Genomic DNA, 23,972 nt, shown 5'->3' on the forward strand with positions numbered 1-23,972 from the left:
AGGGCCGACGGCGGGTCCGCGAGGCCTGAGCGCTCCGGCTCGGGTAAGGCGGTGTCGGACCCGTCCGGCATACTCGACCGGGTGAGCACAGTTCCCGAGATCCGAAACCTGCCCGTGCCCGACGGCCTGGAGGGCGAGCGTGTCGACGCCGCCATCTCCCGCATGTTCGGCTTCTCCCGCACGAAGGCCGCCGAGCTGGCCGCGTCGGGGAAGGTCACGGTCGACGGCTCGGTGGTCGGGAAGTCCGAGCGGGTGCACGGCGGGGCCTGGCTTGAGGTCGAGATGCCGCAGGCGGCGGCGCCCGTGCAGATCGTCGCCGAGCCCGTCGAGGGCATGGAGATCGTCTACGACGACGATGACGTGATCGTGATCGTGAAGCCGGTCGGCGTCGCCGCCCACCCCAGCCCCGGCTGGACCGGGACCACGGTCATCGGCGGGCTGGCCGCCGCCGGGTACCGCATCTCGACGTCCGGTGCCGCCGAGCGCCAGGGCATCGTGCACCGCCTCGACGTCGGCACGTCCGGCCTGATGGCCGTCGCGAAGTCGGAGCGGGCGTACACCTCCCTGAAGCGCCAGTTCAAGGAGCGCACGGTCGACAAGCGCTACCACACGCTGGTCCAGGGCCACCCGGACCCGACCAGCGGCACCATCGACGCCCCCATCGGCCGGCACCCGAACCACGACTACAAGTGGGCGGTCACCGCCGAGGGCAAGCCGTCCGTCACGCACTACGACCTCATCGAGGCGTTCCGCTCGGCCTCCCTGCTCGACGTGAAGCTGGAGACCGGCCGCACCCACCAGATCCGCGTGCACATGGCCGCCCACCGCCACCCGTGCGTCGGCGACCTGACGTACGGCGCCGACCCGACGTTCTCCAAGCGGCTGCGGCTGACCCGCCAGTGGCTGCACGCCGTCCGGCTCGGTTTCGAGCACCCCGCCGACGGCCAGTGGGTCGAGTTCGAGAGCGGCTACCCGGACGACCTCCAGCAGGCCCTGGACCTGGTGCGCGAGGAGACGTACGCATGAGTCCGACGCCCTACGCGGTGCGCGTCGCCGAGGACCCGGCCGACCGTGAGGCCTGCTTCGCGGTGCGCAAGGACGTCTTCGTCGTCGAGCAGGGCGTGCCCCAGGAGATCGAGTACGACGACTACGACGCCGTAGCGACGCATGTGCTCGCCGTGCGCGAGGACGGGGTGCCGCTCGGGACCGGGCGGCTGTTGTACGGCGAAGTGGCCGTGGCGAAGACCGGCGGGGATCCGACCGTGGGGTCTCTGGGGCGGCTGGCCGTCACCAAGGAGGCGCGGGGGCTCGGGGTCGGGGTCGCGCTGGTGCGGGCCATCGAGGACGCGGCACGCGCGCGTGGGCTGGCCGCCGTGGATCTGCACGCGCAGACCCATGCGCTGGGGTTCTACGAACGGCTCGGCTACGAGGCGTACGGTCCGGAGTTCCCGGACGCGGGCATTCCGCACCGGGCGATGCGGCGCCCTCTGTGACCGGCTCCACAACCTGAGGGCGTCGAAAGAGCTGGTCGGGCGGGCGGCGTGGCAGGCTGGGGTGTCCGCTGTGTGAACGTCGAGATCCCGCCGGAGCCCTGACCGTGGATCAATTGGCCCTGCTTTTCGTCCTGTTGCTCGGGGCCGTGGTGAGCGTCCCGCTGGGGGACCGGTTCGGTCTGCCGGCGCCGGTGCTCATGACCCTCCTCGGGATAGTCCTCGCGGTGGCCGACTTCGTGCCGAACGTGAACGTCCCGCCCGATCTGATCCTGCCCCTGCTGCTGCCACCGCTGCTGTACGCGGCCGTACGGCGCACCTCCTGGCGGCAGTTCACGGCCAACATCCGGCCCATCTTCCTGCTGGCCGTGGCGCTGGTCTTCGTCACCACCCTCGCCGTGGCCGCCGTCGCGAGCGCGATCGTGCCGGGGCTGCCGATCGCCGCCGCCGTGGCGCTCGGCGCGCTGGTGGCGCCGCCCGACCCGGTCGCCGCGACCGCCGTCGCGGGGCAGTTGGGACTGCCGCGCCGGCTGGTGTCGATCCTGGAGGGCGAGGGTCTCTTCAACGACGTGACGGCCATCGTGCTCTACCACGTCGCGATCGCCGCCGCCGTCAGCGGGAGCTTCGAGTTCTGGCGCGCCGGGCTCGACTTCGTGCTGTCCGCCGTCGTCGCCGTAGCGGTCGGAGTGGCCCTGGGATGGGCCACGAACAAGCTGATGTCGGCCCTCGACGACGCCACCCTGCAGATCGGGCTCACGCTCCTGGTGCCGTACGCCTCGTACGTCCTGGCCGACGAACTGCACGGCTCCGGGGTGCTCGCCGTGCTCACCACGGCGCTGTTCCTGGCGGAGTACTCCCTGGGTGCCGATGACGTGTTGACCCGGCTCGCCGGGGCGACCGTGTGGGATGTCGTGGACACGCTGGTCACCGGGGTCGCGTTCGGGCTCATCGGGCTCGAACTGCACAACGCGATCCGTACGGCGTCCGGGCGGTGGGGCGAGATGCTCGGCTGGGCCGGCACGATCGTCGGTGTCGTCGTGGTCGTACGGCTGGCGTGGTTGCTGCCGGCGACCTGGCTGACGAAACGGCTGCACGCCAAGCGGGACTACGACGAGGAGATCCCGACGTCCTGGCGGGAGACCGTGATCATGTGGTGGGCCGGGATGCGCGGGGTGGCGTCCGTGGCGCTGGCGCTGGCGATTCCGCTGACCATGGACGACGGGTCGGCGTTCCCGGACCGGGACGAGATCGTGTTCATCGCGTTCGGGGTGATCATGGCGACGCTGGTGCTTCAGGGGCTCACCCTGCCGTGGCTGGTGAAGCGGCTCGGGGTGCGGGCCGACACCGACAGCGAGAAGGCGTTCGAGAAGGAGCTGGCGGTGCGGGCGGCGAAGGCCGCGAAGCGGAGGTTGCGGGAGATCGAGGATGTGGAGGAACTGCCGGAGGAGCTGTCCGAGCAGTTGTTGCGGCGGGCGTTCGACATCGGGGTGCGGATCTCGCCCGAGGTGGGGGACGGGGAGCGGCGGGAGGCGTACGAGAAGCGGGTCAAGCGGGTGAAGCGGATGCGGCGGATCCAGGGGGAGATGATGAGCGCGGCTCGGCATGAGGTGTTGGCGGCGCGGAGTGAGCCGGGGGCGGATCCGGAGATCGTGGACCGGGTGCTTCGGCATTTGGATGTGCGTAGCTTGAGGTGAGCCGCGTTGCCCACCCGCGCACCGCCTGTTCACCGTGGGCTGGAGGGTGGGCGTTTGGGGTGGGGGTTCGGCGTCGTTGGCGGCTGCGGGTCGACATGCTTGCCCGCGGACCGTCGGCGGCTGTGGGTTGAGCGCTGTTGGTGGGGCGCCGTTCGAATTGGCTCGTGTTCGCTCTCGCTCTGTTTGTAGGCTCGCACCATGGCTCGCAACGTTGTAATCAGTGGTGGCGGTACGGGAATTGGGCTCGCCGCGGCGCATGCCTTCGCGGCTGACGGGGACCGGGTGTTGCTCCTCGGGCGTAGACGCGAGGTGTTGGAGAAGGCCGGGGTGCCGGGGGCGTTGACGTACGCCGGGGACCTGAGTGAGCCCGAAGTCGTGCGCGGGGTAGGGCGGTTCGTCGCCGAGGAGTTCGGCACGGTGGATGTGCTGGTGCACGGCGCGGGCGGTACCGGGGCGTTGGAGCCGGGGAGCGCGAGCGCTGATCCGCTGGACCGTGTCGCGCACGACTGGACCGTCAACTTCCGCATCAACACCCTCAGCGCCGCGCTGCTCACCGAGGCGCTGAAGCCCCGGCTCGCGGAGCCGGGCGGGCGGGTGCTGTTCGTGAGTTCCATCGCCGCGTACCGGGGTTCGGGGAGCGGGGCGTACGGCGGGGCCAAGGCGGCGTTGCATCCGTACGCCTATGACCTGGCCCGGGATCTCGGCCCGCGCGGCATCACCGTGAACGTGGTCGCGCCCGGGTACATCGAGGACACCGAGTTCTTCGGGCCGCAGATCGATCCCGCCCGGCGTGAACGGCTCATCAACGACACGTCGACCGGGCGGGCCGGTACGCCAGGGGATGTCGCCGCGACCTTGCACTGGCTCGCGTCCCCGGCTGCTGGGCATGTGACGTCGCAGGTGATTCAGGTCAATGGCGGTGCTGAGCGGGGGCGTTGAGGGGCTTGGCCTGACTGGCCGGGGATGGGCTCGGGATTGGCTGGGGTTTTGGTTCTGGTCAACGGCGTTGCCGGGCACGGGGATTGAGGTGCCGGGGACGGGCCACGGCTCGGGCGTTCGAGCCGGGGAGGGTTCTCGCCGGGCACGGGCGCTGCGAGCTTGGGCCGGTTGGTCGCTCTGGCTGCCCGGGGCCGGTTGGCTCGCTGGGTGCCTGGGGCAATGGCGGTGCTGGGCGCGGGGTGTTGGGCACGGGGTGTTGGTGGGTGCCCGGAGTTGTTCAGCCGTAGCCGGCTCCCGCTGCTCGCCCGTAGCCGGTCCCCTGGTCGCTTCGCGGGTCGCCCGGTCCAACGACGTTGCCCAGCAGGGGCGTTGAGGGGCCGGAGCCGCCCGGACACGGTCGGGCTCTGCCGTTCGTAGGCGAGGGGTGCTCGCCCGGCACGGGTGTTGAGGCCTTGAATCGGCCAGCCGCCAGCCGCCAGCCGCCCTTACCCCCGGCCGGCCGTCGGCGGTGCCACACCCCAACGGCAAACGCCCACCCCTCAACCGACGATGAACGAGCGGGCGTGGGTGGCCAATTCGGCCGTGGCCGTCAGCCGACCGGCATGCCCCGCCCCGCCCCGCCCAACCCTCACCCCCGGTTACCCCCCGGAGGCTCGTGCGCCGCGCGCCCGACGCCTCCACCCGTGCCGTTCGGCGACGGATCCTCCCCCGGGATCGGTGCCGCGTCCGCCGTGTTGACGCGGGGGAGGGCGTACGGATGCTCCACGTACAGCCAGCGGATCATCTGTTCGCGGACCGTGACCCGTACCGTCCAGATGTCGTCCGCGTCCTTGGCCGTGACCAGGGCGCGGACCTCCATCGTGTTGGGGGTGGTGTCCGTGACGACGAGGCCGTAGCTGCGGCCGTCCCAGGCGGGGCAGGCGCGCAGGATTTCGCGGAGCTGGGTGCGCATCGCGTCCACCGGGGCCGAGTGGTCGACCTGGAAATAGACGATGCCGGTCATCTGGGGGGTGCCGCGGGACCAGTTCTCGAAGGGCTTGGACGTGAAGTACGACACGGGCATGGTGATCCGGCGTTCGTCCCAGGTCCGGACCGTCAGGAAGGTCAGGGTGATCTCCTCGATCGTGCCCCACTCGCCGTCCACCACCACCGTGTCGCCGATGCGGACCATGTCGCCGAAGGCGATCTGCAGTCCCGCGAAGAGGTTGGCGAGCGTGGACTGGGCCGCGACACCGGCGACGATGCCCAGGACGCCCGCCGAGGCCAGCAGGGACGCGCCGGCCGCGCGCATCGCGGGGAACGTCAGCAGCATCGCGGCGACCGCCACCACGCCGACGATCGCGGCGACCACCCGCGTGATCAGCGTCACCTGGGTCCGGACCCGGCGGACCCTGGCCGCGTCGCGGGAGGCACGGGCGTAGCGCGCGTACGACGACTCCACGATCGCCGCCGCGACCCGGATCATCAGCCACGCGGTGGCGCCGATCAGTACCAGGGTCAGGGTCTGGCCGATGCCGATCCGGTGTTCCTCCAGGAGCTGTGCCTGGTCGTAGGAGGCTCTGAGGAAGGCCGCGCAGAGTACGAGCTGGTACGGGACTCGCCCTCGGCGCAGCAGCCCCCACAGCGTGGTGTCGTCGTGCCGGGCGTCCGCCTTGCGCAGCAGCAGGTCGGTGACCCAGCCGATGAGCAGCGTGAGGACGACGGAGCCGCCGATGACGATCAGCGGGCGCAGTACGTTCTCCATGTGTCCGACCGTACTGGCACGATGGCTTCATGAACATCATGCTCTTCCACTCCACGTACGGTCTCCGGCCGGCGGTGCGCGACGCCGCCGAGCGGCTGCGCGCGGCGGGCCACGAGGTGTGGACCCCGGACCTCTTCGAGGGGCGTACGTTCGAGACGGTCGAGGAGGGCATGGCCTTCAACGACGGGATCGGGAAGGACGAGGTGCTGAAGCGGGCCGTGCTCGCCGCCGCCCCCTATTCGGAGCGTGGCCTCGTCTACGCCGGGTTCTCGCTCGGCGCCTCCGTCGCGCAGACCCTCGCCCTCGGCGACGAGAAGGCCCGCGGCCTGCTCCTCCTGCACGGCACCTCGGACATCGCGGCCAACGCCTCCGTCGACGATCTGCCGGTGCAGCTGCATGTCGCCGAGCCCGACCAGTTCGAGACCGACGACTGGCTCAGCTCCTGGTATCTCCAGATGGGCAGGGCGGGCGCCGACGTCGAGATCTACCGGTACGCCGGGGCCGGCCACCTGTACACCGACCCCGACCTCCCGGACTACGACGAGGAGGCCGCCGAGGCCACCTGGCGGGTGGCACTCGGCTTCCTGGAGACCCTTTAGAAGCGCGGCCTACACCGGTTGAGAGCCCTCCCTACACCGGGTCGTACGTCCGCTCCACCTTCTGCGTGCCGCTGCGCGTCCGGTACGACCGCTCCCAGGACGAGGTCGCGGTGGCCGAGGTGCGGTCGGACAGGACGTAGTAGTCCATCTGCGCGCGGTCGGCCGTGATGTCCAGGACGCCGTAGCCGTGGCGGTCCGTGTCGACCCAGTGGACGTGCCGGTTGGCGAGCTGGATGACCGGTGCGGCGAGCGCGGAGACCGTGCCCTCGGGGACCTTCACGATGTCGTCGAGGTTGTCGGAGGTCACCGACGTGATCACGAACTCGGTTGCCGCAGAGGGCGAGAGCGGGTAGGTGCCGGCGTCCACCGGCACGTCGTTGGCCCAGGACATGTGGATGTCGCCGGTGAGGAAGACCGTGTTGCCGATGGCGTTCGAGCGCAGATGGGCGAGGAGTTCACGGCGGTCGTCGGTGTAGCCGTCCCACTGGTCGGTGTTGACGGCGAGACCCTCCTGCGGCAGGTCCAACAGCTTGGCGAGCGGCTTCAACAGGTCGGCGGAGAGCGCGCCGACGACGAACGGCGCGATCATCACCGAGTTGCCGACCAGCCGCCACCTGGTGTCCGAAGCCTTCAACCCGGCCTTCAGCCAGTCGAGTTGGGCGCGTCCCGTGATGGTACGGTCCGGGTCGTCGACCGAACCGCTGCCCGAACTCGCCTGCTGCGAACGGAAGGAGCGCAGGTCGAGGAGCGAGAGGTCCGCCAGCTTGCCGAAGCGCAGACGGCGGTAGGTGGTGCCCGCGATCGCCGGGCGGACCGGCATCCACTCGAAGTACGCCTGTTTCGCGGCTGCTTGACGGGCCGTCCAGGTTCCCTCGGCGCCCTCGGTGTGGTTGACCGCGCCGCCGGACCAGGCGTTGTCCGCGAACTCGTGGTCGTCCCAGATCGCGATGACCGGTGCTTTGGTGTGCAGCGCCTGGAGGTCCGGGTCGGTCTTGTACTTGCCGTGCCGGGTGCGGTAGTCGGCGAGCGTGATGATCTCGTTCAGGGGCGCGTGCTGCCGTACGACCGTGCCGCGCGCCGCGTACTCGCCGGACTTGTACTCGTAGATGTAGTCCCCGAGATGCAGCCACGCGTCGAGGTCGTTGCGGGCCGCGAGATGGCGGTACGACGAGAAGTAGCCCGCCTCCCAGTTGGCGCAGGTGACGACGCCGAAGCGCAGGCCGGTCACGGTCGCGTCCGTCGCCGGTGCGGTGCGGGTGCGCGCCGCCGGGGAGTCGGTGCCGCCGGCCGAGAAGCGGAACCAGTAGTCGGTGGCCGGTGCCAGGCCGCGGATGTCGGCCTTGACGGTGTGGTCGGAGGCGGCGGTCGCGGTGAGCGAGCCCCTGGAGACGACGGTGGTGAACGCCTTGTCGGTGGCTACGGTCCAGCTCACCTCGGTGTCCGGGCCTAGCCCCGAGCCGGGGACCGCCTCGGCGGTGGGTGTCACCCGGGTCCACAGCAGGACGCCGTCCGGGAGCGGGTCCCCGGAGGCGACGCCGTGCAGGAAGGCGGGGGTGTCGGTGGCGGCCCCGGCGGGCAGCGCGGCGATCAGCGGGCCGGCCAGGACGGCGGTGGCGGCCGCGGCCTTGACGACCGTACGGCGGCGCGGGGAGGGCGAGTTGACGCTCTCGGGTGCTCTGTATCGACTGGTCACGAGCGACCAGGTTACTGACCGGTATCAACGAGAGCGGGCGAACTCGTAAAAGTTCGCCCGCTCTTCGGCTGCGCGTCGTGCGAGCAGGCTCAGGCACGGAGTCGCGACAAGGCTCAGGCCTTGAGGGCCGCCGTGATCGCCGTGGTGAAGTCGGCCACCGTCATCGGCGCGTTCTGGCCGTCCGAGCCGGTCAGCGTCTTGCCGTCCATCTTCAGGGTCGGCGTGCCGGTCACCCCGCTCTTGTCGAACGTCGCCGACATGTCCAGCGCCCACTTGTCGTAGGTGCCGGCCTTCACGGCCTTCTGGAAGGCCGCGTTGTTCTTCAGGGCGGAGACCGTGTTCGCGACCTTGATCAGGTACGCGTCGTCCTTGAACTTGTCGCTCGTCTCGTCCGGGTGGTACTTCGTCGAGTACAGCGCGGTCTTGTACTCCAGGAACGCCTCGGGGCTGACGTTCAGCGCGGCGCCCATGGCGCTCAGCGCGTTCTTGGAGCCCTCGCCGTTGTCCTTGTTGTCGATGAACGTGGCGCCGACGTACTGGATCTTGAACTTGCCGGCGTCCCAGTCGCTCTTCACGGTCGAGCCGACGGTCTGCTCGAACTGGGCGCAGATCGGGCAGCGCGGGTCCTCGTACATGACGAGGGTCTTCTTGGCGGTGCTCTTGCCGAGGACGACCGTCGTGCCGTTGGTGCCGGTGGTGTTGGCCGGCTTGACGAGCTTGTCGTCCTTCGCCGACTCCCAGTAGCCGGGCTTGTTGTTCTGTACGACCGCGTAGCCGATGCCGCCGGCTATCGCGAGGACCGCGACGACCGAACCGGCGACTATGAGTTGCCGCCTGACCTTGGCGCGCTTGGCCTGGCGCTCGCGCTCGGCGCGCAGCCGCTCACGGGCCTGCGTCTTGGCCGCCGCGCTGTTCCGCTTGCTCATGTTGGTGATCTCCATATGGGACGCGTACACGTCGTACGCGGAATACGTGTGGGGAAGTGATGTGTGCTCAGGTACCTGTGGGGTGTTCAGACCGCGGGCAGGACCGAGCACGGCGGTCCACGCCGTCCCAGGGAGTGCACCAGCAGCCGCTCACGGGCGGTGGCCCTGCGGTGCGTGGCGCGCGGCAGCCGGCGGACCGGCGCGGTGCGCCGGGCCGACACCGCGGCGACGGCCAGCAGCAGCGGGCGGAAGCCCACCGCCGTTGCCGCGCGCAGCAGTTCGGCCACGGCTCGCTCGCCGCGGCGCAGATAGGCGGCGGCCAGCAGGCCCACGCCGATGTGCGCGCCGAGCAGCAGCCAGGCGGCGGTGGCGTCGGTGTGCGCGAGCAGCGCCGCCGCCTGATGGGGATCGTCGGTCACCCGTGCCAGCGAGGTGCCCACACCGCCGCCGCTGCACAGCACGTCCAGGCCGACCGCGCGCAGCGGTCCGGCGACCGGGCCGCCCGCCTTGCCGTAGCAGGCGTGCTGGCCGGTGGTGAAGACCGTGTCGGCGGCCAGCTCCAGCGGGATCAGCAGTGCGGCGATCCGGCCGAAGCCGCGCTCGCGGCCCGCGAGCGCGTAGGCGATCACGAACACGGTGGCGGCGATCGCCGCCACCGTGCCGAGCGGAAGCGGAACCCGGGACAGCAGCACGTGCGACGCGGTGCTGAGCGTCACGACCAGTGCCGTGAACAGCGCCGCGCGTACGGCCCTGAGCTGGATCCCGGATATGTCCATAGCGGAGATGAGTCTGTCATGTGCTCCGGTAAGGGACCCCTAAAGGGTTCCTGTGAGCGTACGGATGGTTACAGACCCGGAATCCGGCCGTTGCGGAACAGGTCGACGAAGGTCTGGTGGTCGCCGCGCGCGCGTGCGCCGTAGCTGTGCGCGAAGTCGACGAGCACGCCCGCGAAGCCGTCCTCGTCGGCCGCGATCGCCGCGTCGATGGCCCGCTCTGTGCTGAACGGCACCAGGGACTCGCCGGACTGGTCGTCGGCCGCCGCGTGCATCGTGGCCGTGGCCCGCCCGAGGTCGGCGACCACGGCGGCGATCTCCTCCGGGTCGTCGATGTCGCTCCAGTCCAGGTCCACCGCGTACGGCGACACCTCGGCGACCAGCTGCCCGGTCCCGCCCAGCTCCGTCCAGCCCAGCCACGGGTCCGCGTGCGCCTGGAGGGCGCGCTGGGAGATCACCGTGCGGTGGCCCTCGTGCTGGAAGTAGTCCCGGATCGCCGTGTCCGTGATGTGCCGCGAGACGGCCGGCGTCTGGGCCTGCTTGATGTAGATCACCACATCGTTCTCCAGGGCGTCGCTGTTGCCCTCCAGAAGGATGTTGTACGACGGCAGCCCGGCCGAGCCGATGCCGATGCCCCGGCGGCCGACGACGTCCTTGACGCGGTAGGAGTCGGGGTGGTCCAGAGAGGACTCGGGAAGCGTCTCCAGGTAGCCGTCGAAGGCCGCGAGGACCTTGTAGCGGGTCGCCGCGTCCAGCTCGATGGAGCCGCCGCCCGGCGCGAACCGGCGCTCGAAGTCACGGATCTCGGTCATCGAGTCCAGCAGCTCGAAGCGGGTCAGCGAGCGGGCGGTGCGCAGCGCGCCCAGAAGCGGGCCGTCGGCCGTGTCCAGCGTGAACGGTGGCACCTCGTCGCTCTTCGCGCCGGTCGCCAGCGCGTGCACCCGCTCGCGGTACGCGCCCGCGTAGACCTGCACCAGCTCGGTGATCTGCTCGTCACTGAGTGCCTTCGCGTACCCGATCAGCGCCACGGAGGCGGCGAAGCGCTTGAGGTCCCAGGTGAAGGGGCCGACGTAGGCCTCGTCGAAGTCGTTGACGTTGAAGACCAGGCGGCCGTTCGAGTCCATGTAGGTGCCGAAGTTCTCGGCGTGCAGGTCGCCGTGGATCCACACGCGCGAGGTGCGGTCGTCCAGGTACGGGCCGCCCCGCTTCTCGGCATCGAGGTCGTGGTAGAAGAGGCACGCCGTGCCCCGGTAGAACGCGAACGCCGAAGCTGCCATCTTCCGGAACTTCACGCGGAACGCGGCCGGGTCGGCGGCCAGGAGCTCGCCGAAGGCGGTGTCGAAGACGGCAAGGATCTCCTCGCCGCGGTGCTCGTCGTTGAGCTGCGGAACCGACATCGCTCTGTGCCTCCTGGTACGGGTGGTGCGTGACATGTGACGGGTCTGTCGTCACTTTCCAACGCTTGAAGGTACGTGGGAGTGCCCGCCGAGTGTCAGTGGGCAGGCATAGGATTCGGTCTCGTCCCCCCAGACCGTCCGCTGCCCTTTGTCGATCGTTTCCCCTGTTGTCCCTGGAGGCCAAGCCGTGTCAAAGCCGCCGTTCACGCACCTGCACGTCCACACCCAGTACTCGCTGCTGGACGGTGCCGCGCGGCTGAAGGACATGTTCGACGCGTGCAACGAGATGGGCATGACCCATATCGCGATGTCCGACCACGGCAACCTGCACGGGGCCTACGACTTCTTCCACACGGCGAAGAAGGCGGGCGTCACACCGATCATCGGCATCGAGGCGTACGTCGCCCCGGAGTCCCGGCGCAACAAGCGCAAGATCCAGTGGGGTCAGCCGCACCAGAAGCGCGACGACGTGTCCGGTTCCGGTGGTTACACCCACAAGACGATCTGGGCGGCGAACAGGACGGGCCTGCACAACCTCTTCAAGCTGTCCTCGGACGCGTACGCCGAGGGCTGGCTCCAGAAGTGGCCGCGCATGGACAAGGAGACCATCTCCCAGTGGTCCGAGGGGCTCATCGCCTCCACCGGCTGCCCCTCGGGCGAGCTGCAGACCCGGCTGCGCCTGGGCCAGCCCGAAGAGGCGCTGAAAGCCGCCGCCGAGTACCAGGACATCTTCGGCAAGGACCGCTACTTCCTGGAACTGATGGACCACGGCATCGAGATCGAACGCCGGGTCCGTGACGGTCTGTTGGACATCGGCAAGAAGCTCGGCATCCCGCCCCTGGTGACGAACGACTCGCACTACACGTACGCCCACGAGTCGGTCGCGCACGACGCCCTGCTCTGCATCCAGACCGGCAAGAACCTCTCCGACCCGGACCGCTTCCGCTTCGACGGCACGGGCTACTACCTGAAGTCCACCGACGAGATGTACGCCGTGGACTCCTCGGACGCCTGGCAGGAGGGCTGCCGCAACACCCTCCTGGTCGCCGAACAGATCGACACCTCCGGCATGTTCGAGGCGAAGAACCTCATGCCGAAGTTCGACATCCCGGACGGCTTCACGGAGATCACCTGGTTCAAGGAGGAGGTCCGCCGGGGGATGGAGCGCCGCTTCCCGGGCGGCATCCCCGACGACCGCCAGAAGCAGGCGGACTACGAGATGGACGTCATCATCCAGATGGGGTTCCCGGGCTACTTCCTCGTGGTCGCCGACTTCATCATGTGGGCGAAGAACAACGGCATCGCGGTGGGCCCAGGCCGTGGTTCCGCGGCCGGTTCGATCGTCGCGTACGCCATGGGCATCACCGACCTCGACCCGATCCCGCACGGCCTGATCTTCGAGCGGTTCCTCAACCCCGAGCGCGTCTCCATGCCCGATGTCGACATCGACTTCGACGAGCGCCGGCGCGTCGAGGTGATCCGGTACGTGACGGAGAAGTACGGCGCCGACAAGGTCGCCATGATCGGCACCTACGGCAAGATCAAGGCCAAGAACGCCATCAAGGACTCCGCGCGCGTACTGGGCTACCCGTACGCGATGGGCGACCGGCTCACCAAGGCGATGCCCGCCGACGTCCTCGGCAAGGGCATCGACCTCTCCGGCATCACCGATCCCAAGCACCCCCGCTACGGCGAGGCGGGCGAGATCCGCGGGATGTACGAGAACGAACCGGACGTCAAGAAGGTCATCGACACCGCCAAGGGAGTCGAGGGCCTGGTCCGGCAGATGGGCGTGCACGCGGCCGGCGTCATCATGTCCAGCGAGCCCATCGTCGACCACGCACCGGTGTGGGTGCGCCACACCGACGGCGTGACCATCACGCAGTGGGACTACCCGCAGTGCGAGTCGCTCGGCCTGTTGAAGATGGACTTCCTGGGCCTGCGCAACCTCACGATCATGGACGACGCCATCAAGATGGTGAAGTCCAACAAGGGCATCGACCTGGAGATGCTCGCCCTCCCGCTGGACGACCCCAAGACCTTCGAACTGCTCTGCCGCGGCGACACGTTGGGCGTCTTCCAGTTCGACGGCGGCCCGATGCGTTCGCTGCTGCGCCAGATGCAGCCCGACAACTTCGAGGACATCTCCGCCGTCTCGGCCCTGTACCGGCCCGGCCCGATGGGCATGAACTCGCACATCAACTACGCCGAGCGCAAGAACAAGCGGCAGGAGATCACCCCGATCCACAAGGAGCTGGAGGAGCCCCTTGAGGAGGTCCTCGCGGTGACCTACGGGCTGATCGTGTACCAGGAGCAGGTGCAGAAGGCCGCCCAGATCGTCGCCGGATACTCGCTCGGCGAGGCCGACATCCTGCGCCGCGTGATGGGCAAGAAGAAGGCCGACGAGCTGGCGAAGAACTTCACCATCTTCCAGGCCGGCGCCCAGAAGAACGGCTACAGCGACGAGGCGATCCAGGGCCTGTGGGACGTCCTGGTCCCCTTCGCCGGCTACGCCTTCAACAAGGCGCACTCCGCCGCGTACGGCCTGGTCTCGTACTGGACCGCCTACCTGAAGGCCAACTACCCGGCCGAGTACATGGCGGCGCTGCTCACCTCGGTCAAGGACGACAAGGACAAGTCCGCGATCTACCTCAACGAGTGCCGCCGCATGAAGATCAAGGTGCTCCCGCCGAACGTCAACGAGTCGGTGCACAACTTCGCCGCCCAGGGCGACGACGTGATCCTCTTCGGCCTGGAGGCCGTGCGCAATGTCGGCACGAACGTGGTCGACTCGATCATCAGGTCCCGCAAGGCGAAGGGGAAGTACGGCTCCTTCCCCGACTACCTGGACAAGGTCGAGGCCGCCGCCTGCAACAAGCGGACCACCGAATCCCTCATCAAGGCCGGTGCGTTCGACACCCTGGGGCACACCCGCAAGGGCCTCACCGCGCACTTCGAGCCGATGATCGACAACGTGGTGGCGGTCAAGCGCAAGGAGGCCGAGGGGCAGTTCGACCTCTTCGGGGGCATGGGCGAGGAGGACACCAGCGAGCCCGGCTTCGGACTCGACGTGGAGTTCACCACCGACGAGTGGGAGAAGACGTATCTCCTCGCGCAGGAGCGGGAGATGCTCGGTCTGTACGTCTCCGACCACCCGCTCTTCGGCCTGGAGCACGTGCTGTCCGACAAGGCCGACGCGGGCATCGCCCAGCTCACCGGAGGTGAGCACTCGGACGGCGCGGTCGTCACCATCGGCGGCATCATCTCGGGCCTCCAGCGCAAGATGACCAAGCAGGGCAACGCCTGGGCGATCGCCACCGTCGAGGACCTCGCGGGCTCCATCGAGTGCATGTTCTTCCCGGCGTCCTACCAGCTGGTGTCGACCCAACTCGTCGAGGACACCATCGTGTTCGTCAAGGGCCGCCTCGACAAGCGCGAGGACGTGCCGCGCCTGGTCGCGATGGAGATGCAGGTCCCGGACGTGTCCAACGTGGGCACCAACGCGCCCGTGATCCTCACCATCCCGGCGACCAGGGTCACGCCGCCCATGGTCACCAGGCTCGGTGAGATCCTCAGTCACCACCGGGGCGACAGCGAGGTCCGCATCAAGCTCCAGGGCCCGACCAGGACCACGATCCTGCGTCTGGACAAGCACCGGGTGAAGCCCGACCCGGCGCTGTTCGGCGACTTGAAGGTGCTGCTCGGCGCGGCCTGCCTGGCCGGCTGAGCGACCGTACGACCGAGGGGCGCGTCCGCCAACGGACGCGCCCCTCGGTGTATGCCTGGATCTCGACAACCCTGTATACGGAGATCAGTTGTGGCCGAAGCGCTTCTCCCGGCCCTTGCGGGCCATGTCGCTCGGAGTCGCCTGGGTTATGCGCTGTTCGGCCTGGTCCTGTGCTGAGGACGACCTGGTCTCCTCCGAACCGCGCTCGGGTGCCGAGGACTTCTGCTGATCGCGATTGTTCTTCCTGTTCTTGGCCATGGTGATCTACCTCCTGAAGGGATCTCGGGGCCAGGATCGGGATCAGATTCACATAGGCTGATAGAGATCGCATTTCGGATAATTACGGTCTGTGACAGGGTTGGTAGAGGAGTCGAGTCCGCAAACGCCACGCCGAAGATCGAGTTCGGGCCGTTAACCCCTGCGCGGTCGGGCAGACTCGAAGCAAGCCCGAAGCAAACCGACCGGGAAGAGGGTGAGTCGCGTGGACCGCTGCATCGTCCTGGTGGACGCCGGGTATCTGCTGGGGGCCGCAGCAAGTCTCCTCGCCGGAGAGCCCTCGCGTTCCAGGATCACCGTCGATCACGCCGCCCTCATCCAGGGTTTGCGCGAGCGAGCCGAGTCCGACACGGAACGACCCCTGCTGCGCATCTACTGGTTCGACGGCGCCCCCGACCGCGTCCCGCAGCCCGAGCACCGCAGGCTGCGTGTGATGCCCCGTGTGACCGTCCGCCTCGGCGCCCTGACCCGCAGCGACGGCCGCTGGGCGCAGAAGGGCGTCGACGCCGCCATGCACGCCGAGCTGACCGAGCTGGCCCGCAACCGCGCCTGCTCCGACGTCGTGCTCGTCACCGGTGACGGCGATCTGCTGCCGGGCATGATGGCCGCCAAGGAGCACGGCGTCGCCGTACACCTGTGGGCCGTGCAGGCGGCGGACGGGGACTACAACCAGTCCGAGGACCTGGTCGCCGAGGCCGACGAGCGGCGGGTGCTGGACCGGACCTGGATCACCAAGGCCGTACGGGCGAAGGATCTCGGCGGGGTGTGTGCGCCGCCGCCGGTGCCGCGGCCGGAGATCGCCGCGATCCTGTCCGCGCCGCTGCCGGAATCCGCGCCGAGAGCGGCGCGCGAGCGGGCCCCGGGGGAGGGCGAGCACGCGACCGCCGAGGCCGGCTCGGAGAACGGTTCGCAGGAGCGGGTGCCCGCGCACAAGGGCGTGCCCACCCCGAAGGACCTGGCGAGCCTGAAGGCCCCGGGTGCCGCCGCGCCCGCGCAGCAGCCCGCGAGCGCGACCCTGCGCTGGTCCTCCGACAAAGGGTGGGTCGACCGGCCGGGCGGCGCCGCAGAGCCGCCCGAGGTCGCCTCGATGCCGACGCTGGCGCAGCTGACCACCGCCGAGCAGCGCTGGGCCGACCGCGAGGAGGACATCACCACGGTCGGCGGCGACCCCTACGAGGTGGGCCAGGTCTTCGCCCGCCGCTGGATGGGCCGCCTCGGCGACCACGGCAGCCACCTGCAGAAACTGTCCGGGATGTACCCGCGCGTCCCGCACCGCATCGACGGCGAACTGCTGCGCTACGCCGCCCGGTTCGGCCTCCTCGCGCACAAGGACGACCAGATCGACGAGCACGACCGGTACGCGATCCGGGCCGGTTTCTGGCGCGAGATCGACGTACGGACGGCGGCCGAGCACGCCCCGGCCGGAGAGTGAGCGGAGCCGGCCGGTCCGGTGGCCGGGCGGCCTCGCGGCGGGACGGCTTTACCGACGAATGTGCCGTTCTCGACCGACCCGCGAACGGGCGGGGCTCCCGGACCCCGTAGTCTCGTCCCGTGAGTACGCGCGCGGGAGTGGCACTTCGACACGGTGACGATGTCGTGTGTGCGGTGCGCGGGCTCAGCAAGACCTATCCGGCGGTGCGCGGCCGACGCGGTGCGCCGGGAACCCCCGAGGTGCGGGCCACCGACGACGTGACCCTCGACATCCGCCGGGGCGAGATCTTCGGACTCCTCGGGCCCAACGGCGCCGGCAAGTCCACCCTCGTACGCCAGCTGACCGGGCTCATGCGGCCCGACGCCGGCAGCGTCGAGATCCTCGGCCACGACATCGTCCGCCACCCGGAGCGGGCCGCGCGGATTCTCGCCTACCTCGGCCAGGAGTCCTCCGCCCTCGACGAACTCACCGTGTCGCTGGCCGCCGAGACCACCGCCCGGCTGCGCGGCCTGGACCTGCGCGAGGCACGCGCCGAGCGGGACGCCGTACTGGACGAGTTGGGGCTGACGGCCATTGCCGGGCGGCCGCTGAAGAAGCTGTCCGGCGGGCAGCGGCGGCTGGCGTGTGTGGCCGCCGCGCTGGTCGGGGAGCGGTCGCTGCTGGTGCTCGACGAGCCGACCACCGGGATGGATCCGGTGGCGCGCAGGGCCGTGTGGTCCGCCGTCGACCGGCGCCGGGCCGAGCGCGGGTCCACCGTGCTGCTCGTCACCCACAACGTCATCGAGGCCGAGACCGTCCTCGACCGGGTCGCCGTCCTCGACCAGGGCAAGGTCATCGCCTGCGACACTCCCGCCGGGCTCAAGGAACAGGTCGCGGGCGAGGTGCGGGTCGAGCTGGTGTGGCGGGAGAAGCCACCGCTGGACGTCCCGGAGGTCGCCGCGCTGCGGGACCGGGCCGTCGAGTCCGGCCGCCGCTGGACGCTGCGGCTGGCCCCCGAGGAGGCCCGGGTGGCCGTCGCCACGGTGACCGGCGGGGCCGCGTTCGCCGCCCTGGACGACTTCACCCTGGCCACGCCCAGCCTGGAGGACGTGTACCTGGCACTGGGCGGAATCGCGCAGGGGCTGGTGAAGGCATGAGTGCACGGGCCGTCGTATCCGTATGGGACAGGGCGACCGCCGTTGTATCCGTAGGGGACAGAACGGCTTCCGGCGTCGAGAGGAGCAGCGCGACGTGAGTGTCGTATCCGCCGATGTTCTGCCCAGTGGCCCCCTGGCCGTGCCGGAGGCCACCGCCTCGGGCGCGGCCGAGCTGGGGCCGAAGGCCAGGCTGTGGCCCTCCATGGCCGCCGTGTACCGGGCCCAGCTGTCCCGGGCGCGGGTCGCGCGGATCCCGCTGCTGTTCGTGGCGACCTTCCAGTCGGTCGGCATCCTGATCATGATGCGCGGGGTCGTCGACGGCGGGAGCCACGACGCCCAGTTCGTCGTCGCCGGCTCGTCCGTGCTCGTCGTCGCCTATGTCGGGCTCAACCTGCTCGCGCAGTACTTCGGGCAGCTGCGCGGCAGCGGCGGACTCGACCACTACGCCACCCTGCCGGTGCCGCCCGCGGCCGTGGTGCTGGGCGCGGCGGGGGCGTACGCCTCCTTCACCGTGCCCGGGACCGCGCTCACCGCCGTCTTCGGGTGCGTGCTGTTCGGGCTGCCGATGGGGAACATCTGGATCCTGGCGGCGGTGATCCCACTCGCCGGGGCCGCGCTCGCCGGGCTCGGGGCGGCCCTCGGGCTGCTTGCGCCGCGCCCTGAACTCGCCACGCTGCTGGGGCAGTTGGGCATGTCCGCCGCGTTGTTGCTGGGTGTGCTGCCTGCCGACCGGATGCCGGACGCGGTGCGGTTCCTGCGGGATCTGGTGCCGTCCACCTACGGCGTGGAGGCGTTCGCGCAGACGTTCGGGGCGCATCCGGACTGGGCGCTCGTCCTCGGTGACCTCGCCGTATGCGCCGGGGTCGGGGTCGTTTCGCTGGCCGTCGCCGCCTGGGCGTACCGTCGGGCTGCCGTCCGGTGACGCGCCGCACAGCCGGGCCTGGCACGATGGCACTGTGACCGCACCGCTGACTCCGCCTCCGCCGCCGCGTGACCAGTCCTCCCCGCACGACGCGTGGCAGCCGCCGGGCGACCCGGACTCCCCGAGCGACCCGGGTGCCGGGCATCCCGTGCACGCCGTTCCGCAGGAGGCGTCCTACGGCCAGGACGGGCCCGGGATCAAGACCGAGCTGATCGAGGCCGTCGTCGTCACGGTCGCCTCGGCGGTCGGTGGGCTGTTGCTCGGGGTGTTGTGGTGGTGGCTGGCGCCGCATGTTCCGCTCGTCGGGGACGTGGTCGACAAGAGCTGGGTCGTGTACCTCAAGGACTCCGAGGGTGAGCAGGCCGTGGGGGTGGACGGAACGTTCACTCTGCTCGCGGTGGCTTTCGGGGTCGTGAGCGCGCTGGTCGTCTTTCTGCTGCGGCGGCGTGGGGGAGTGCCGCTGGTCGCCGCGCTGACCCTGGGCGGGCTGCTGGCATCGTTCATCGCCTGGCGGCTGGGGCTGTGGTTCGGGCCCACCAAGGATGTGCTCGCGCACGCCAAGGCCGTGGGCAAGGGGGTCACGTTCTCCGCGCCGCTGAAGTTGGGGGCGAAGGGGGCGTTGCTGGCCTGGCCGGTTGCCGCGCTGGTCGTTCATCTGGGGCTGACGGCGTTGTTCGGGCCTCGGGATCCTGAGCCGGGGTATGTGCAGCAGGGGGCTGGGCCCACGGACGGGTACGGGGCTCCACTGGCCTAAGGGTTTTCGCCCCCGCCGCCCCTCCCCGTCCCGTCCCCAGGGGTTGCCGCCCCTTCAGCCCCGCCCGGGGGCTGCGCCCCCGGACCCCCGTCGGCCTGAACGGCCTCGTCCTCAAACGCCGGACGGGCTGGATGCAGCGGGCCTGTACCGAGAGGCACCGGACCCTACGCCGGCCGGCGCCCGTGATTGGCCCTGTGCTTCCGTACGCGCCACTTTCGTTTCCGCGTTTTCTTCGACATGTCTCTCGTGCTTAACCGAGGACGGGCGCGGCGTCGAGAGGCTACGCGCGGCCGATGGGGGCCAGTACCGCGGACGTGAGGGTTTTCAGGTCGTCGGGGGAGAGTTCCACCTCCAGGCCGCGGCGGCCGGCGGAGACGCAGATCGTGGGGTGGGTGGTGGCGGAGGTGTCCAGGACCGTGCGGAGTTTTTTGCGTTGGCCCAGGGGGGAGATGCCGCCCCGGACGTAGCCCGTGGTGCGTTCGGCGAGGGTCGGGTCGGCCATCGTGGCGCGTTTCCCGCCCACCGCCGAGGCGAGTGCCTTCAGGTCCAGCTGGCCCGCCACCGGGACTACGGCCACTGTCAGCGTCCCGTCCACGTCCGCCAGCAGGGTCTTGAAGACCCGGTCCGGGGAGACGCCCATCGCCTCGGCCGCCTCCTCGCCGTAGGAGGGGTGGGACGGGTCGTGGTCGTAGGCGTGGAGGTCGTACGGCACCCCTGCGGCTGTCAGGGCGACTGTCGCCGGGGTGCCGCCCGACTGCTGTTGTTTTGACTTCTTGGCCATTGGTTTGTCTGGTTTCCGGGGTCAGTTCAGGCTTGTCGGGCCTCGGGTCAGGTCCGATGCCGGGAGGGACGGGAGGTTGCGGATGATGGCCGTCTCGGAGCGGAGGAGCTTCAGTTCGTCGCGGAGCCGGGAGGCGGTGTCGGGGGCCTGGAGGAGGCGTTGTTTCGTCGCCGTGTCGAGCATCATCGCGGCGGCTACCAGGTAGGAGACGACCGCCGGCTCGTCGGGGAGTTCGGCCTCGCCCGTCGACAGGGTGCGTTCGCGGGCGCCCGCCAGGCGCTTCTGGTACTGACGGAACGCGCGTAGCACGCCCTCGGCCAGCGCGCCCGCCTCGTCGCCCTTCTCCTCGGGCAGCTCCTCCAGCTCGGCCGTCAGGAACGGGCCCGAGGCGTCCACGGAGAGCAGGCGCATGCGGGTCGTGCCCGTCGCCAGCACCTCGAAGGTGCCGTCGGCGCGCTCGCGGATGGTGGCCGCGTCGGCGACACAGCCCACGGAGTGGAAGGCCTTGAGCGGGTCGGGGCCGAAGCCGGCCGTGGGGCCGCGTTCGGGCACGGCCGTCTGGTCGGGCATGCCCGGGGCGGTCGATGCCACCTCGTGGCCGTCGCGGATGGTCACGACGGCGAATCGGCGCGAATCCTCCTCAGGGGTCTTGAGCAGATCGCGCATCATGGCGCGATAGCGCTCCTCGAAAATGTTCAGAGGAAGCACGAGCCCCGGGAACAGAACCGAGTTCAGGGGGAAGAGCGGCAGCCGGACGGTGGTCACGGCGCCAAAGCCTAATGGTCGCCGGAGCGGGCACGTCCGTCGTGCTCGCTCCGTGGATACCCGGGTGCGTCCTCGAAGGCCCACGGCTGCGTCGGAATCGCCCGCAGAGCGGGGGGAACCGGGCCGCCGAGGGGGACGTCCGAGGCCACCGCCATCCGTACGCCGTCCCGGATTTCCAGGAACTGGCCCAGCGGGTCGTCCGAGATCCGGTCCCAGGGGAACGACGTGGCGTACGGGCCGATCAGGCGGAGCTGGTCCAGCGCGTCCGTCCAGCGTTCGAGGCGGATGAGGACGTAGGTCAGGAGGTTGCGGACCTCGGCGGGCCACGGGTCCGCCGCCGCGTACCTGGCCGAGAGGGCGATGGCCAGGTCGGCCGCCGCGTCCAGGCGGGCGCGGGGCACCGTAGGAGCGCAGCCGTCGGTCAGGCACGCGAAGGCCGCGCGTACCGGCAGCGCCTGGACGAGTGAGCCCGGCAGGGCGTCCTGGGCGGCCGGCTCGGCGAAGTCGAAGCACTCGCGGTGGGAGCAGCGGGCGGTGTGGGGCGTGTCGCCCCACTGCGCGCAGCAGGCCGCCGACAGGTACTGGAGGGCCGCCACGTGGCAGCCGTAGTGGTGCGGGGAGCGGCGGACCGCTTCGCCCCACAGCCGTTCGAACTCGGCGTGCCCGGCGTTCGTGCCCCGCGCCCGGTCCAGCGCGATCCGCCACGGCACCGGGTCGAGTGGTTCGGCCTCGGCCGCCGCCGTGATCAGCGGGCTCAGCTCGCGGAGCAGTTCGGCGCGGGCCGGTGACTCCCAGCCGTGGTCCATCGCCAGCTGGGCCGCGAGGAGGAGCGCGTCCGGGTCCTGCGGGGCGGCCGCGCACCAGTCGTCCAGCCACTCGGGGCGGCAGCGGGCGAACGCGGCGAGCCGGCGCGTGTGGCGGTCGCGGTCCTCCCACTCGGCCGCGGCGCGGGTGGCGGCCAGCAGTTCGGAGGCCGGTCCGTACTCGCCACGCCCGGCCGCGACCAGCGCGGGGCCGAGCCGGTCGTCGGGCGCGTCGAGGAGGACCTCGTCGTCGGCCGGCAGCCCGGCGGCGAGCCGCGAGGTGTGCCTTGCCATCCGGGCGGTGCGGATGAACGCGCGCAGCAGAGCCATGGTGTCGACCATTGAAAGACCGCCGATCCGGAGTGCGCCAGACCGATTGAGTACCCGGCTGAAAGTTGTACGCGCTTCGGTCAAGCCCAGGCAAAAGGTGACTGTTGCTCAACTGTTCGAGTGCTGTGCGCGGGCCTCGGCCGGAAGGGTTCTAGGCGCGTCTGAGCAGCCGTGTGGCGCCCGCCGCGACCGTCGTGGCCAGGATCCACCCCAGCAGGATCAGCGCCACCGACAGCCACTGCCAGCCGCCGTGCAGCTGCCACTGGCCCGCCTGCCCCAGGTCGATCACCGGCAGCAGCAGGTCCAGCGCGAACAGGGCGGGGCTCCACGGCGGATGCCCGTTCGCGTTCACCGGCGCGTGGCCGGCGTGCGCGAAGGCCAGCGAGCCGGCCGCCCACAGCACCGCCATCCATACGGAGGCCCGGCCCGGCCGGTACCCGTAGGCAACGGTCCAGTCCTGCGCGAACCCCCACACCTTGGCCGCGATCGGCAGGCTCTCCCGGCGCCGCCGCTGCTTGGCGAGCAGCACCTCGCGCGCGTCCTCGTCCTCGCCGGCGTTGCGCAGCACGGCCGCGAGCCGCTCGTACGGCTCCGGGGCGTACTCGGCGGTCGCCGCCGCCACCCAGTCCAGGCGGGCGTCCAGCGGGAACGGGCCCTGCGGTACGAGGTTCTCGTACACGAAGCCGCCCATGTGGAGGTTGCCGGGAGCCGGCCAACTGGTCGCCGCGTCGATCAGGTTGACCACCCGCGCCCCCGACAGCACCACCTTCCCGCGCTGCGGTCGCTCCCCGAGGAAGCGCAGCTCGGGCGCCTGTATCCGCAGCAGCGACAGCTCCTGGTCGTCCGTGAACGTGAACCGGGCCCGCTCCAGGTCCACCGCGTCCCCGAACCGCCCGTCGTCCAGCCGCACCCCGCCCTGGCACGCGAAACGCTGAATGCGGGTCCCGCGCGCGGGAGTTGTGCCGCTCAGCCAGGGACCGCCGACACCGGCCGGGGTCAGGTACAGGGTGCGGCCCACGGTCAACTGGGGCGCGTTCAGGGCGAGTCGGCTGTACGGGTTCGCCAGCCGGGCGCCGCGCAGGCTCAGCGAGACGCCCACCTTGGCGCTGCGCAGGCTCAACTCGCCGTGCGATTCGAGCAGTTCGGCCTGCAGATCCTGTCCTACGGTCAGGCCGTCGGCGGCGATCGAACGGCCGGTGCGGTCCCGGTAGACGATCGCCTGGTTCAGCAGCAGATCGGTGCCGATGTGCGCGTCGGTCAGCCGGACGCCGTTGTGGAAGCGGCAGCGCGGAAGATGCAGGTCACCCTCCGTGTGCACCCGCGCCGCCTCCAGCCGCGGCACCGAGCAGTTCACCAGCCGTAAGGTCTGGAAGCGGGCCTCCGGCAGCAGCACCTCCCGCTCGAAACGGCAGCCCTTCAGCTCGACGTACGGCGTGACGGTGCCGCCCGCCAGGTCCAGGACGCCGCTGATCTGCACGCCGGTGAGTTTCAGGGAGGCCACCCGGCCCGACAGGGCCGGCGGGCCGTCGAGGAGCAGCCAGCACACGAACCGCGCCCGTACGGTCCGCTCGGGGCCCCACGGATGTCCGCCGTGCGGGTCGTCGACGACACTGTCGCCGCTGCTCAGGTCGTACACGCTGCCGTTGCGGAAGGCCTGCCACATACCGGCCTCGGCGGCGGTCGCATCGTCCGGCACATCCCCCGCGCGGAGGCCGGCACCCTCGGTCACTGCTCTTTCATCCCTCTCGACTGCTCACGGGTTTCGCACACCTGTCCATGCCCGCTCCGTGA

At 70.4% G+C, this 23,972-nt stretch carries 20 protein-coding genes; 10 read left to right on the top strand and 10 right to left on the bottom strand.

Annotated features, from left to right (window positions below):
• Nucleotides 1–81: 81 nt before the first annotated feature.
• The 4 genes from OG226_RS35580 (at nucleotide 82) to OG226_RS35595 (ending at nucleotide 4,123) form a co-directional block, all read left to right on the top strand.
• A complete protein-coding gene (locus OG226_RS35580) occupies nucleotides 82–1,026 on the top strand; it encodes an RluA family pseudouridine synthase (protein WP_329351147.1) in 945 nt (314 codons plus the stop codon).
• On the top strand, nucleotides 1,023–1,493 hold the full coding sequence (locus OG226_RS35585) for a GNAT family N-acetyltransferase (protein ID WP_329351148.1): 471 nt from the start codon (nucleotides 1,023–1,025) through the stop codon (nucleotides 1,491–1,493). Before OG226_RS35580 ends, OG226_RS35585 begins: the two co-directional genes overlap by 4 nt.
• A gap of 104 nt (nucleotides 1,494–1,597) precedes the next feature.
• Nucleotides 1,598–3,184 carry a Na+/H+ antiporter gene (locus OG226_RS35590; RefSeq protein WP_328683896.1) on the top strand — a complete coding sequence of 529 codons (1,587 nt, stop codon included), beginning with the start codon at nucleotides 1,598–1,600 and terminating at the stop codon, nucleotides 3,182–3,184.
• Between the two features lie 198 nt (nucleotides 3,185–3,382).
• A complete protein-coding gene (locus OG226_RS35595; RefSeq protein ID WP_328683897.1) occupies nucleotides 3,383–4,123 on the top strand; it encodes an SDR family NAD(P)-dependent oxidoreductase in 741 nt (246 codons plus the stop codon).
• A gap of 628 nt (nucleotides 4,124–4,751) precedes the next feature.
• On the opposite strand, the gene OG226_RS35600 is transcribed toward OG226_RS35595, so the two are convergent.
• Nucleotides 4,752–5,867: a mechanosensitive ion channel family protein gene (locus OG226_RS35600; protein ID WP_329351149.1), complete on the bottom strand. Its 1,116-nt coding sequence runs from the start codon at nucleotides 5,865–5,867 to the stop codon at nucleotides 4,752–4,754.
• A 29-nt stretch (nucleotides 5,868–5,896) separates the two neighbouring features.
• Between OG226_RS35600 and OG226_RS35605 the strand changes: the two genes are divergently transcribed.
• Complete coding sequence (locus OG226_RS35605; RefSeq protein WP_328683899.1) at nucleotides 5,897–6,466, top strand: dienelactone hydrolase family protein; 570 nt, start codon at nucleotides 5,897–5,899, stop codon at nucleotides 6,464–6,466.
• Between the two features lie 31 nt (nucleotides 6,467–6,497).
• On the opposite strand, the gene OG226_RS35610 is transcribed toward OG226_RS35605, so the two are convergent.
• From OG226_RS35610 to OG226_RS35625, 4 genes are all read right to left on the bottom strand, one after another.
• Nucleotides 6,498–8,159, bottom strand: a complete 1,662-nt coding sequence (locus tag OG226_RS35610) for an alkaline phosphatase D family protein (protein ID WP_329351150.1) — start codon at nucleotides 8,157–8,159, stop codon at nucleotides 6,498–6,500.
• 113 nt (nucleotides 8,160–8,272) lie between these two features.
• Complete coding sequence (locus tag OG226_RS35615; protein WP_328683901.1) at nucleotides 8,273–9,085, bottom strand: thioredoxin domain-containing protein; 813 nt, start codon at nucleotides 9,083–9,085, stop codon at nucleotides 8,273–8,275.
• A gap of 86 nt (nucleotides 9,086–9,171) precedes the next feature.
• Entirely contained in the window at nucleotides 9,172–9,861 is a 690-nt protein-coding gene (locus OG226_RS35620; RefSeq protein WP_328683902.1) for a hypothetical protein, read from the bottom strand.
• Between the two features lie 68 nt (nucleotides 9,862–9,929).
• Nucleotides 9,930–11,255 carry a DUF2252 domain-containing protein gene (locus OG226_RS35625; protein ID WP_328683903.1) on the bottom strand — a complete coding sequence of 442 codons (1,326 nt, stop codon included), beginning with the start codon at nucleotides 11,253–11,255 and terminating at the stop codon, nucleotides 9,930–9,932.
• Between the two features lie 187 nt (nucleotides 11,256–11,442).
• Here OG226_RS35625 and dnaE point away from each other — a divergent pair, with 187 nt between their 5' ends.
• Nucleotides 11,443–14,982, top strand: coding sequence for a DNA polymerase III subunit alpha (dnaE, locus tag OG226_RS35630; RefSeq protein WP_328683904.1), 3,540 nt, complete (start codon nucleotides 11,443–11,445; stop codon nucleotides 14,980–14,982).
• A gap of 84 nt (nucleotides 14,983–15,066) precedes the next feature.
• Here the strand turns inward: dnaE and OG226_RS35635 are convergent, their stop codons facing one another.
• On the bottom strand, nucleotides 15,067–15,240 hold the full coding sequence (locus tag OG226_RS35635; RefSeq protein ID WP_328683905.1) for a hypothetical protein: 174 nt from the start codon (nucleotides 15,238–15,240) through the stop codon (nucleotides 15,067–15,069).
• Between the two features lie 223 nt (nucleotides 15,241–15,463).
• Here OG226_RS35635 and OG226_RS35640 point away from each other — a divergent pair, with 223 nt between their 5' ends.
• The 4 genes from OG226_RS35640 (at nucleotide 15,464) to OG226_RS35655 (ending at nucleotide 19,502) form a co-directional block, all read left to right on the top strand.
• On the top strand, nucleotides 15,464–16,690 hold the full coding sequence (locus OG226_RS35640; RefSeq protein ID WP_329351151.1) for an NYN domain-containing protein: 1,227 nt from the start codon (nucleotides 15,464–15,466) through the stop codon (nucleotides 16,688–16,690).
• Between the two features lie 164 nt (nucleotides 16,691–16,854).
• Nucleotides 16,855–17,826 carry an ABC transporter ATP-binding protein gene (locus tag OG226_RS35645; protein WP_328686530.1) on the top strand — a complete coding sequence of 324 codons (972 nt, stop codon included), beginning with the start codon at nucleotides 16,855–16,857 and terminating at the stop codon, nucleotides 17,824–17,826.
• A 94-nt stretch (nucleotides 17,827–17,920) separates the two neighbouring features.
• Nucleotides 17,921–18,748, top strand: coding sequence for an ABC transporter permease (locus tag OG226_RS35650; RefSeq protein ID WP_328683907.1), 828 nt, complete (start codon nucleotides 17,921–17,923; stop codon nucleotides 18,746–18,748).
• Nucleotides 18,749–18,782: 34 nt separating this feature from the next.
• Nucleotides 18,783–19,502 (top strand): DUF2567 domain-containing protein, encoded by a 720-nt coding sequence (locus tag OG226_RS35655; protein WP_329351152.1) that lies wholly within the window; start codon nucleotides 18,783–18,785, stop codon nucleotides 19,500–19,502.
• A gap of 280 nt (nucleotides 19,503–19,782) precedes the next feature.
• Here the strand turns inward: OG226_RS35655 and ybaK are convergent, their stop codons facing one another.
• The 4 genes from ybaK to OG226_RS35675 all read right to left on the bottom strand — a co-directional run bounded on the left by ybaK (nucleotide 19,783) and on the right by OG226_RS35675 (nucleotide 23,910).
• The gene (ybaK, locus tag OG226_RS35660; protein WP_328683909.1) at nucleotides 19,783–20,283 is read right to left on the bottom strand and encodes a Cys-tRNA(Pro) deacylase; all 501 of its coding nucleotides are present in this window, start codon (nucleotides 20,281–20,283) and stop codon (nucleotides 19,783–19,785) included.
• 21 nt (nucleotides 20,284–20,304) lie between these two features.
• Nucleotides 20,305–21,048: an LON peptidase substrate-binding domain-containing protein gene (locus OG226_RS35665; RefSeq protein WP_328683910.1), complete on the bottom strand. Its 744-nt coding sequence runs from the start codon at nucleotides 21,046–21,048 to the stop codon at nucleotides 20,305–20,307.
• Nucleotides 21,049–21,059: 11 nt separating this feature from the next.
• Nucleotides 21,060–22,193, bottom strand: coding sequence for a hypothetical protein (locus OG226_RS35670; RefSeq protein WP_329351153.1), 1,134 nt, complete (start codon nucleotides 22,191–22,193; stop codon nucleotides 21,060–21,062).
• A gap of 139 nt (nucleotides 22,194–22,332) precedes the next feature.
• Nucleotides 22,333–23,910: an oxidoreductase gene (locus OG226_RS35675; RefSeq protein WP_328683912.1), complete on the bottom strand. Its 1,578-nt coding sequence runs from the start codon at nucleotides 23,908–23,910 to the stop codon at nucleotides 22,333–22,335.
• Nucleotides 23,911–23,972: the final 62 nt, after the last annotated feature.

Source organism: Streptomyces sp. NBC_01261 (genome assembly GCF_036226385.1).
GTDB lineage: Bacteria > Actinomycetota > Actinomycetes > Streptomycetales > Streptomycetaceae > Streptomyces.

What these genes read in the sequence shown, in the direction of transcription:
- OG226_RS35585 (WP_329351148.1), top strand. Translation starts at nt 1,023, where the DNA reads ATGAGTCCGACGCCCTACGCGGTGCGCGTCGCCGAGGACCCGGCCGAC.
- OG226_RS35595 (WP_328683897.1), top strand. Translation starts at nt 3,383, where the DNA reads ATGGCTCGCAACGTTGTAATCAGTGGTGGCGGTACGGGAATTGGGCTC.
- OG226_RS35600 (WP_329351149.1), bottom strand. Translation starts at nt 5,867, where the DNA reads ATGGAGAACGTACTGCGCCCGCTGATCGTCATCGGCGGCTCCGTCGTC.
- OG226_RS35605 (WP_328683899.1), top strand. Translation starts at nt 5,897, where the DNA reads ATGAACATCATGCTCTTCCACTCCACGTACGGTCTCCGGCCGGCGGTG.
- OG226_RS35615 (WP_328683901.1), bottom strand. Translation starts at nt 9,085, where the DNA reads ATGAGCAAGCGGAACAGCGCGGCGGCCAAGACGCAGGCCCGTGAGCGG.
- OG226_RS35620 (WP_328683902.1), bottom strand. Translation starts at nt 9,861, where the DNA reads ATGGACATATCCGGGATCCAGCTCAGGGCCGTACGCGCGGCGCTGTTC.
- OG226_RS35625 (WP_328683903.1), bottom strand. Translation starts at nt 11,255, where the DNA reads ATGTCGGTTCCGCAGCTCAACGACGAGCACCGCGGCGAGGAGATCCTT.
- OG226_RS35635 (WP_328683905.1), bottom strand. Translation starts at nt 15,240, where the DNA reads ATGGCCAAGAACAGGAAGAACAATCGCGATCAGCAGAAGTCCTCGGCA.
- ybaK (WP_328683909.1), bottom strand. Translation starts at nt 20,283, where the DNA reads ATGGCCAAGAAGTCAAAACAACAGCAGTCGGGCGGCACCCCGGCGACA.
- OG226_RS35670 (WP_329351153.1), bottom strand. Translation starts at nt 22,193, where the DNA reads ATGGTCGACACCATGGCTCTGCTGCGCGCGTTCATCCGCACCGCCCGG.